Consider the following 6,138-nt stretch of genomic DNA (forward strand, 5'->3'; position numbering starts at 1 on the left):
CTTTCAACAGAGTGAAATTTTTTTCATAAATTCTGTCTGAATCTCGCAATTGTCAAGCGCGATTTACGTGGGGTTAACCGTTTGGTTTGCGCGGCGGATTTTGCCTGACAATGAAATTAATTGCTTATGGGTATTGCGGCGCCCGGAGGTTTGCGATCAATATTCGGCCAAAGCTCCCGCCGCTGCGCAGGGGGCAGGGAACAGCAGAGCATTATCGAAACGGAGGACGAGCGGATGACGGCATCCTGGAGATTTTCGACCCTGGCGGATCGCCACCGAGCGCTCGGTTCGAAGCTCGAAGACTGGAGCGGCATGGGAACCGCCTGGACCTACGACAAGGATGCCGACGAGGAGTACATCGCCATCCGCACCAAGGCTGGTCTGATGGATGTCTCCGGCCTCAAGAAGGTCCACATATCAGGGCCGCACGCCTCGCATCTCATCGACCTCGCCACCACACGCGATGTCGAAAAGATCTATCCCGGCAAGTCGGCCTATGCCTGCATGCTGAACGAGGCGGGAAAATTCACCGACGATTGCATCCTCTACCGCACCGGCCCCAATGCATGGATGGTCGTGCATGGTTCGGGCACCGGCCATGAGGAGTTGCAGCGTGCTTCGGTAGGGCGCGACGTGTCGCTGCGCTTCGACGACAATCTGCACGATCTGTCGCTGCAGGGTCCGACAGCAGTCGACTATCTAGCCAAGCATGTGCCGGGCATTCGCGACCTCAACTATTTCCATCACATGCAGACGCAGCTGTTCGGCTTGCCCGTCATGATATCGCGCACCGGCTATACCGGCGAGCGCGGTTACGAGATCTTCTGCCGCGGCCAGGATGCCGGCACGATCTGGGACAGGATCCTCGACGAGGGCAAGAGCGCCGGCATCATTCCGTGCCGCTTCACCACGCTCGACATGCTGCGCGTCGAAAGTTATCTGCTCTTCTACCCCTACGACAATTCGCAGAAATATCCGTTTGAAAACGAAGGCCCCGGCGACACGCTGTGGGAACTCGGCCTCGACTTCACCGTCAGTCCCGGCAAGACCGGCTTTCGCGGCGCCGAGGAGCACTACCGCCTCAAGGGTAAAGAGCGCTTCAAGATCTATGGCGTGCTGCTCGACGGCAAGGAGCCGGCTGACGAAGGTGCGCCGGTCTATCGCGACGGCAAAAAGGTCGGCGTGGTAACCTGTGCCATGTATTCGCCGCTGGTCGAGAAATCGATGGGCATCGCCCGGCTCGACGTGGACTGCGCGGTCAAGGACACCAAGCTCGAAATCCGCAACAAGAGCGGTGCCATCAAGGCGACGGCGCAGCCGCTTCCCTTCGATGATCCCAAGAAGACCAAGCGCACGGCGAAAGGTTGAGGCATAGTCAACACCGAGGGGTTCGAGCAATTCCAGGAAAAGTGTGAAACGGTTTTCCGTCCGGAATTGCGTCAAAGCAAAGAGATAGAGCGGTCCGCCGTTTCTATGAAACGGTGAAGCGCTCGAAGGCACGAAGACATAAATGGCAGCCAAAAGTATCATCAGCCGGCCCGTTTACGGAACCTTGTCTCCGCAACCCGGCAAGCATCATCTTTTCATCGCGGACGCGGAAGGGGCGCTGGCGATAGCGGAGATGGCCGGGAGGGCGCCGCCCGGGTTTTTCGACGACGCCGAAATCGTCTTCATTCCCGGGCTTGACGGCAAACATGCCGTCGCGCTCGAAGCGTTGAAGCCGGCGCAGCTCCATCTGGCGCCGTCCTTCGCCAGCCTGCTGCCCCGGCTCAGGCAGACACTGGCCAACGCGCATATGGGCTTGCGCGTCTACCTCGCTGGCACCGAGGGTCTGATCGGCCAGGCCATGCAGGTGGCGCTTGAAGCCGGCATCGACCACACTTCGATCCAGACCGAGCACCGCGGCTCGCTGGCGCGGCGCATGCAATGTGTCCATTGCAAGGGCATCACCGAGAATGTGACGACGCAGCCGGCGACCTGCGCGCATTGCGGCCTGCTGCTTCTGGTGCGCGACCATTATTCCAGGCGCATCGCAGCCTTCCAGGGCGTCTGCATCAATGCGGAAGATCGCTCGGAGATTCCTCCGATGGAGGAGATTTTTCGATGAGCACCGGAACAACAAAACTCGATGTCGTTGTCAGCGACGTCGTCCCGGTCAACGACCTCGTCACCCGCTTCCATTTTCGCCGGCGCGACGGGCAGCTTTTGCCGACTTTTTCCGGCGGCGCCCATGTCGTGGTCGAGATGCGCGACGGCGAACGCACCAGGCTCAATCCCTATTCGCTGATGGGCTCGCCGCTCGATACGCGCGAATACACGATCTCGGTGCGGCGCGACGATGTCGGCCGTGGCGGCTCGCTGTTCATGCACCGGAGCGTCAAGCCGGGCATGGAGATGGTGGTCAGCTACCCCGTCAACCTGTTCTCGCTCGACCTGCGCGCCAAAAAGCATCTGATGCTGGCCGGCGGCATCGGCATCACGCCGTTCATGGCACAGACCGCTCAGCTTGCGGCGGAAGGCGGCAATTTCGAACTGCACTACACCTGCCGCACCGCATCGCTCGGCACCTATGCCGATGTGCTGCGCGAGCGCTACGACCGCCGGGTCAGGCTCTATCATGACGACCTTGAGGAGCGCATCGAACTCGACCGGTTGCTATCGACGCAGCCGCTCGGCACGCATCTCTATGTCTGCGGCCCGGCCGGCATGATCAACTGGGTGCGTGATCGCGCGGCAAGCCTCGGCTGGCCGGCGGAGACCGTGCATTTCGAACATTTCGCGGCACCCCAGCCCGGACTGCCGTTCGACGTGAGGCTTGCCGTCAGCGGCAAGTCGATCAGGGTCGATGAGCAGCAGAGCCTCTTGGAAGCGATCGAGGCGGCCGGCGTCGATCCGCCCTATCTCTGCCGCGGCGGCGTCTGCGGCCAGTGCGAAACCAACGTCATCTCTTGCGACGGCAAGTTCATCCACAACGACCACTGGCTGAGTGAGGAAGAGCACCGTTCGGGCAAGAAGATCATGCCGTGCGTGTCGCGCTTCGAAGGCCGGTCACTGGTCCTGGAACGGTAGAGCATTTTGCAGCCAAGTGGATACACTTGGCGTCGCAGAAATGCGGCTAAAACAAAGAGATAGAGCGGGCAGCCCGCTCTAGGAGAAAATCATGGGCATCACCTTTCGCAAGGAAACGTTCCGCGACGACTTCACCTTCAAGAACAGCCCGGAGCACATCAGGCGCTTCCCGTTTCCGTTTCACGAAGACGCCTACATGTATGCGGTCAACATCGAGCCGCATGTCGTCGGACCCAGGGGCAGCGTGCTGGAAAACCTGATCGACGTCGATGAGCACTATGTCGCCGAGATGCAGGACCGCGCGCTGGTGCTGGCCGAGGATCCGCTACGCTGCCAGTCGCTGCCGCACATGACGCTGGCCGGCTGGGATCTGCTCGAGCTTTTGATGGAGCAGCAGGCGCTGGGCTATCCCGAGCATTTCACGCTGACCCGCGACGGCGATCGCTGGCGCTGGATCAACCGGCCGCTCGGTATCGACGACACCTTCACTTTCGGCGACACCTCGACGCTGCCTTACGGGCCGATGGAATACATCACCCGGCAAAGCCAGGGCGATTTCTGCATCCTCGACCAGCGCGACGGCAATCTGTGGATGGATGCCGGCATGGTCACCACCCAGGCCGACTGGTCGCTCGATTTCGACATCGGCATGAACTTCTTCGAATGGCATGCGCCTGTGCCGCTGGCGCATGAGAAGGGGATTTTCGTCAGGGCGCTGAAATTCCTCACCAACATCCAGCAAGGCAAGCCGGCTCGACGCCTGAACTGGACGATGACGATCAATCCGCGCCTCGACACCAGCCCCGAGAACTACCACAAATGGGGGCCGGATCGGGCGACGGTGACGCCGGACAATGTCGGCGACAAGGTGCATCTTCGCGTCGAACTGCAGAGCTTCTGGCGCCTGCCGCGCTCCAACGGCATCGTCTTCCCGATCCGCTGCTATCTGATCAAGATGGATGAACTGGTGACGCAGCCGAAATGGGCCCGGCGCCTGCACCGCGTCATCCGCGACCTGCCCGACGAACTCGCCAACTACAAGGGCCTGACGCGCTATCGCCCGGCGTTGGTCGAGTGGCTGTCGAAGCTGGACGATGGGAGCCCGACGAGCCCAGGGTTTGGGCCGGATTGAATAGCTGATGTTGGCGCTGCCCCCAAAGCAGCCAATCTCCCCCCAAGAGGGGGAGATGCCCGGCAGGGCAGAGGGGGGCGCCGTGGAGAGCCTGCCTTGCCCAATCTCCACCTCCGCGCTTACGACGCGTCGCCCAGCCCAGCCACAATCACGACATGCTGGCAGACATTGTCGATATCGCGAATGACATCGTCGTTCCAGAAGCGCAGGACCGTCCAGCCCAGCGCTTCGAATTTGGCGGTTCTTGCAGCGTCCGATTCCGACGTTTCGGCCCGGCCATGCTGGGAACCATCAAGCTCGACGATCAGCTTTTTGTCCGGGCATGCAAAATCGACGATATGGCCGGCGATAGGCATCTGGCGCCGAAACCCCAGTCCCATCAGCCTGTGTGCCCTGATCTCATTCCAAAGCTTGAGTTCGGCATCGGTCATCACCTTGCGCATCGTGCGCGCATTGCGGCGGCTGTTGGCGGATACCAGATTGTGCGTCATCGCGGTTCGCCCCCCTCTGTCCTGCCGAACATCTCCCCCTCCAGGGAGGAGATCGAATGTCACTTCAGCTTTCGCCAATCACCAGTGCAAAAGAGGAGCCGTCGCGAAGCCGATCTCCTCACGAGAGACCAAGGGGAGATCGAGTCCCGCTTAACCCGCGCTCTGCGGATAGCAAATAATCGACAGATAGCGCATCGGCAGTTTCGTCAGTTGCTCCGGCCCGTGCGGCGCGTCGGCGTCGAAGAACAGGCTGTCGCCGGGCTTCATAGGGTAGAGGTTGCTGCCGTGCCGGTAAACGACCTCGCCTTCGAGCATGTAGAGGAACTCCATGCCCTCATGCTGGAAGGTCGGGAACACATCGGAATCCTCGGTCAGCGTGATCAGATAGGGCTCGACGACGACGCCGCTGGTGTTGGATCCGATATGGCCGAGCAGGTTGTACTGATGACCGGCACGGGTGCCGCGGCGTTCGACATCGAGACCTTGGCCGGCCTTGACGAAGACGGCACTGCGCTCCTCCTCGAAGCGGCGGAAGAAGGCGGTGACCGGAACGCCGAGCGCCCGCGACAGTGCCTGCAAGGTGGTCAGCGACGGCGAGGTGATACCATTCTCGATCTTCGACAGCATGCCGAGCGAAATGTCGGTGGCGACCGCGAGATCAGCAACGGTGATGCCGAGCTTCTTGCGGAACGCCCGCACCTCGCGGCCGATCGCCACCTCCAGCACTTTTTCGCGCGTGTCGCGAATGGCATGCGGGTTCTGCGTCAGCGGCGCGCGGATGGTCTTGCCGTCGGCCGAGACCTTTGGCAGCGGCTTGGCCGTCGCACCGGCGAGACCAGCCTTGGGATCGGAAACCTTCTTCGCCATGTCGCCCCCGGCACTCCTGGGATTTATTTCACTCTAGGTGAACATGTCAGGTGCCGATACAGGAGCGCAACTGCGACGGCAAGTCGCGTGAACGCGCATGCGCATGATAATGATGTTTGGCCGCGTCCGGCTTTTCGCGGGAAATCCACATCGGCGAAACCTTGTTTCAGCATCGGGCTGTTGACAGCACGAAAGGGCCAATTACTGTCCTGTGAGTGAAATTTGTTTCGTAAGAGAAATTCAGATCGGGAGGCCTGCCATGAAAAGTCGCGTTGCCGTCATCGGAGCCGGCCCGTCCGGCCTGGCACAGCTCAGGGCCTTCAAGTCGGCGGCCGACAGGGGCGCCGACATTCCCGAGATCGTCTGCTTCGAAAAGCAGTCGGACTGGGGCGGCCTGTGGAACTACACCTGGCGCACTGGCCTCGACGAGCATGGCGATCCGGTGCACGGCTCGATGTACCGCTATCTCTGGTCGAACGGACCGAAGGAGTGCCTGGAATTCGCCGACTATACTTTCGAGGAGCACTTCGGCCGGCCGATCGGCTCCTATCCGCCGCGCGCCGTGCTGTGGGACTACAT

At 61.2% G+C, this 6,138-nt stretch carries 6 protein-coding genes and 1 pseudogene; 5 read left to right on the forward strand and 2 right to left on the reverse strand.

Annotated features, from left to right (window positions below; all coding sequences use genetic code 11):
- Positions 1-234: 234 nt before the first annotated feature.
- The 4 genes from EOD15_RS26480 (at position 235) to EOD15_RS26495 (ending at position 4,201) form a co-directional block, all read left to right on the forward strand.
- A complete protein-coding gene (locus EOD15_RS26480; protein ID WP_127320064.1) occupies positions 235-1,368 on the forward strand; it encodes an aminomethyltransferase family protein in 1,134 nt (377 codons plus the stop codon).
- A 142-nt stretch (positions 1,369-1,510) separates the two neighbouring features.
- Positions 1,511-2,107 (forward strand): dimethylamine monooxygenase subunit DmmA family protein, encoded by a 597-nt coding sequence (locus tag EOD15_RS26485; RefSeq protein WP_127320066.1) that lies wholly within the window; start codon positions 1,511-1,513, stop codon positions 2,105-2,107.
- Positions 2,104-3,069: a PDR/VanB family oxidoreductase gene (locus tag EOD15_RS26490; protein ID WP_127320068.1), complete on the forward strand. Its 966-nt coding sequence runs from the start codon at positions 2,104-2,106 to the stop codon at positions 3,067-3,069. The genes EOD15_RS26485 and EOD15_RS26490 overlap by 4 nt, the downstream gene beginning before the upstream one ends.
- Before the next feature lie 91 nt (positions 3,070-3,160).
- Positions 3,161-4,201: a DUF3445 domain-containing protein gene (locus tag EOD15_RS26495; RefSeq protein ID WP_127320070.1), complete on the forward strand. Its 1,041-nt coding sequence runs from the start codon at positions 3,161-3,163 to the stop codon at positions 4,199-4,201.
- A gap of 119 nt (positions 4,202-4,320) precedes the next feature.
- On the opposite strand, the gene EOD15_RS26500 is transcribed toward EOD15_RS26495, so the two are convergent.
- Positions 4,321-4,692, reverse strand: coding sequence for an endonuclease domain-containing protein (locus tag EOD15_RS26500; RefSeq protein ID WP_127320072.1), 372 nt, complete (start codon positions 4,690-4,692; stop codon positions 4,321-4,323).
- A gap of 150 nt (positions 4,693-4,842) precedes the next feature.
- The gene (locus tag EOD15_RS26510) at positions 4,843-5,559 is read right to left on the reverse strand and encodes an XRE family transcriptional regulator (RefSeq protein WP_127270283.1); all 717 of its coding nucleotides are present in this window, start codon (positions 5,557-5,559) and stop codon (positions 4,843-4,845) included.
- 259 nt (positions 5,560-5,818) lie between these two features.
- Here EOD15_RS26510 and EOD15_RS26515 point away from each other — a divergent pair.
- Positions 5,819-6,138 (forward strand): annotated as a pseudogene (locus EOD15_RS26515) (NAD(P)/FAD-dependent oxidoreductase); the annotation flags it as partial.

This window comes from Mesorhizobium sp. M7A.T.Ca.US.000.02.2.1 (assembly GCF_003996995.1).
In the GTDB taxonomy this organism is placed as follows: domain Bacteria; phylum Pseudomonadota; class Alphaproteobacteria; order Rhizobiales; family Rhizobiaceae; genus Mesorhizobium.

Excerpts from the sequence above, each read along its gene's own strand:
- EOD15_RS26495 (WP_127320070.1), top strand. The coding sequence starts at position 3,161 with ATGGGCATCACCTTTCGCAAGGAAACGTTCCGCGACGACTTCACCTTC.
- EOD15_RS26500 (WP_127320072.1), bottom strand. The coding sequence starts at position 4,692 with ATGACGCACAATCTGGTATCCGCCAACAGCCGCCGCAATGCGCGCACG.
- EOD15_RS26485 (WP_127320066.1), top strand. The coding sequence starts at position 1,511 with ATGGCAGCCAAAAGTATCATCAGCCGGCCCGTTTACGGAACCTTGTCT.
- EOD15_RS26480 (WP_127320064.1), top strand. The coding sequence starts at position 235 with ATGACGGCATCCTGGAGATTTTCGACCCTGGCGGATCGCCACCGAGCG.
- EOD15_RS26510 (WP_127270283.1), bottom strand. The coding sequence starts at position 5,559 with ATGGCGAAGAAGGTTTCCGATCCCAAGGCTGGTCTCGCCGGTGCGACG.
- EOD15_RS26490 (WP_127320068.1), top strand. The coding sequence starts at position 2,104 with ATGAGCACCGGAACAACAAAACTCGATGTCGTTGTCAGCGACGTCGTC.